The 3,097-nt window shown below is 47.4% G+C and carries 4 protein-coding genes; 1 reads left to right on the top strand and 3 read right to left on the bottom strand.

Annotated features, from left to right (window positions below; translation table 11 throughout):
* Positions 1-360: 360 nt before the first annotated feature.
* On the bottom strand, positions 361-654 hold the full coding sequence (gene cbpM / locus NNO02_RS22885) for a chaperone modulator CbpM (protein ID WP_137382861.1): 294 nt from the start codon (positions 652-654) through the stop codon (positions 361-363).
* The gene (cbpA, locus tag NNO02_RS22890; protein WP_271455836.1) at positions 654-1,574 is read right to left on the bottom strand and encodes a curved DNA-binding protein; all 921 of its coding nucleotides are present in this window, start codon (positions 1,572-1,574) and stop codon (positions 654-656) included. The genes cbpM and cbpA overlap by 1 nt, the downstream gene beginning before the upstream one ends.
* A gap of 273 nt (positions 1,575-1,847) precedes the next feature.
* Here cbpA and NNO02_RS22895 point away from each other — a divergent pair, with 273 nt between their 5' ends.
* Positions 1,848-2,150, top strand: coding sequence for an antibiotic biosynthesis monooxygenase family protein (locus NNO02_RS22895; protein WP_271449343.1), 303 nt, complete (start codon positions 1,848-1,850; stop codon positions 2,148-2,150).
* Positions 2,151-2,261: 111 nt separating this feature from the next.
* On the opposite strand, the gene dsbA is transcribed toward NNO02_RS22895, so the two are convergent.
* The gene (gene dsbA, locus NNO02_RS22900; RefSeq protein WP_271449344.1) at positions 2,262-2,885 is read right to left on the bottom strand and encodes a thiol:disulfide interchange protein DsbA; all 624 of its coding nucleotides are present in this window, start codon (positions 2,883-2,885) and stop codon (positions 2,262-2,264) included.
* Positions 2,886-3,097 lie beyond the last annotated feature (212 nt).

Raw genomic sequence — 3,097 nt, forward strand, 5'->3', positions numbered from 1 at the left:
GCAACAGCAGTATCTCGGGAATACCTCCAGGATATGACTCTTCTTTTTTCTCTCCAGCGTGAAAGGCCAGATAACATCATGTCAGCAAAATCACACTTTCTGAAAAAACTGCAGGCCAGACAGACGCACCCCGGTTTCGTTCTGGTTACGAAAACCGGGCTGTAAAATTTCTGCCGGAATTTTTGTACGGTCAGGGCGTGAAGGGGGGGCCGATATCCGCAGTTTTTCTGAATATCTGCCGGGCGGGTATTGAGCTCAACAATCCGTAGCTGAGAAATCGAATCTGATGAGTTGGGTTCTTTATAAAAAATACGCCCTGCAAATCTGTAGGTGCGGCTCAACGCCGCACCCTTAATATATTCACGGATGGCTAATAAATCGGGACAGGCGTTGGCGCAAAAGGCGGTTTTCCTGCCGCAGTTGCGCGTTCTCCTCGAGCAGGGTCAGTGCGACGGCAATTCCTGGCCAGTCAAGCGCCAGTTCATGGCGCAGACGCAGTGCGCGTTGCACCACGGTCAGCGCATGGTCATCAAAGGTCTCATCTTCACGGGGTTCGATTACCCCTAAACCGACAATTTCATTCAGTTCCTCTGCAGAAACACCGGTATGCAGACAAAACTCGGTAATGGTAAAGGTAACGGTCACGTTAGCCATTATGCTTTCCCCCACTCTTTACGCGGATCAAAGGACTTCTGCGCATCCGCCAGCTGTTGCCACAAGGCGGCGCTGTTGTCGTCAGGTTTCGGCGGCATCACGATTTTGATGACCGCGTACAGGTCGCCAGTATGTTTTTTACCGACCAGACCTTTGCCTTTGATACGTAATCGCTGTCCAGCCTGGCTTCCTGCGGGGATGGTCAGCAAAATACTCTCTTTGAGTGTTGGTACAGTCACTTTTGCGCCCAATGCGGCTTCCCATGGGGCGAGCGGAACGACAACCTCCAGATCCTGATTAACAATATCAAACAGCGGATGCGGTGCGATATGAATCACCAGCCACAAATCACCGTTCGGGCCACCGTTTTCACCAGGGGTTCCCTGACCTTTCAGGCGAATGCGCTGCCCATTGCCGACACCGGCCGGGATCTTAACGTTGAGGGTTTTGGGGATTTCCCGCTCGATCATGCCAAATGCATTGTACACCGGCAGATTGTAACTGATGGTGCGGCTATGCTCAGCAAGGGTTTCTTCGAGGAAAACGGCGACCTCAATTTCAATATCATGTCCGCGACTGGCGTGGCGCTGCCGTGACTGATGTGCGTGCTGGCCAAAAATTGAAGAGAAGATATCGTCGAAATCTTCAGCGTTGTAGCGTTGACCTTCTCCTTGCCGGAACTGACGATTAAACTGCGGGTCGTTGCGATGCTGCCACAACTGGTCGTATTCGGCGCGTCGCTGTTCATCGCTCAGTACTTCCCAGGCTTCGGCAACTTCTTTAAAACGGGCTTCAGCGTCGGTTTCTTTGCTGACATCGGGATGGTATTTTCGCGCGAGACGACGGTAGGCGGTCTTGATTGTCTTGAGATCGTCTGTCGGCTTCACGCCCATAATGGCGTAATAATCCTTTAATTCCATAGCGTTCTCTCGTGTAAATCAACACATGAAGAAGGCAATCCCTCTCAAAAGGTATCACCGTTAAGTTTAGGGTAATCCTGATAGGCACGAATGCCAACCATGAAAAAGGGGGGCGCAGGTCATAAAAGGGTCACCGGCTAATGTGGTGAGCCTGCTTGTTTATTTACCTATCACACTCACATTCTCCTTTTCACCAGACTGTTCGTTGTTGAGCGAAGCATCGCATTTAATCCGGCAATAGAGTGGCTGAAATTAACAAGGGAGAGATACTGAATGATCGCCGTTATTTTTGAAGCAGATGTGTATCCTCAGACAGGAGAGCGATATCTTCAACTGGCCTCAGAGCTGAAGCCGTTGTTGGCAGAGATCCCTGGGTTCATTTCTATCGAACGATTTCAGAGCATTTATACGCCCGGGAAAATGCTGTCACTTTCATGGTGGGAGGATGAAGATGCAGTGCTCAGGTGGAAATGCAACGTCAGGCATCAGGCCGCACAGCAGGAGGGTAAGCAGTTGATTTTTTCATACTACAGAATACGTGTTGCCACTGTTTTGAAGGATTACGCTTCTGAATAAGGTTCTGCCAGCGTATATGACAGTTAACTGTCAATAATTCCGCCTGTAGGAACAAGAGCCAGAACAGGCTCTGGCTCTTGTTGATGGTGCGTCAGTAATATTAACGGCTTATCAAGGCTTGGAAAAAAGAAAACGAACGGTCTCAGCGTAGTTCTGGACAAAAGCGTTAACGTTATCTGATTTTAATCCTTTCGGGTTAATCATATATTTACCCTTGATAAAGATAGCCGGTACACCTTTCAGGTCTACCGCTTTAGCCAACTCCTGTTGCTTCGCCGTTAATGATTTTACGGCAAAGCTATTCCACGCAGCATCATAGTCGTTTGCACTGACACCAGCGCGGATAAATACATTGCGGATATCATCTGCTGTTTTAACAGTTTGTTTTTTCTGCACGGCATCAAACAGTAAAGGTTTTACTTTATCTTCCACGTTTAACAGCATAGCGACAGACCAGGCGTGTGTCATCTCCGGCCCCAACGGGCCTAAGAAATCGACGTGATACTCAGTGAGTTTGACATCAGTAGGTAATGCTTTTTTCACATTATCAGTGACTTCCAGAACTTCATCATACTGGTAGCATGAAGGGCAATAAAATGAAAAAAACTTAAGCGCAGCGGGCGCTGACGCAACTGGCTTTTCAAGTGAAATATATTCTTTGCCATCGGTAAATGTTGCTGCCTGAACGCTCACAGTAAAAAACAGGCCTAGAAGAGGAAGTAAGATTTTTTTCATTTTCATATACTCTAAATAACATTTAACAAACAATTGTTTTGATGATGAACATAACGTTCATGGCGGCAAGTGATAATACAATATTCATCAGAAAATGTGCTGACTCTTACTTTCATTTACGTAGGAATATCCGCCAGCGGACTTCTCTTTCATTTTTATCATCAGTGATGAAATATCTGTTGGACGCTTTTGGAATGACAGATAATAAACCC

The organism is Citrobacter sp. Awk 2, from assembly GCF_028069815.1.
Lineage (GTDB): Bacteria > Pseudomonadota > Gammaproteobacteria > Enterobacterales > Enterobacteriaceae > Citrobacter.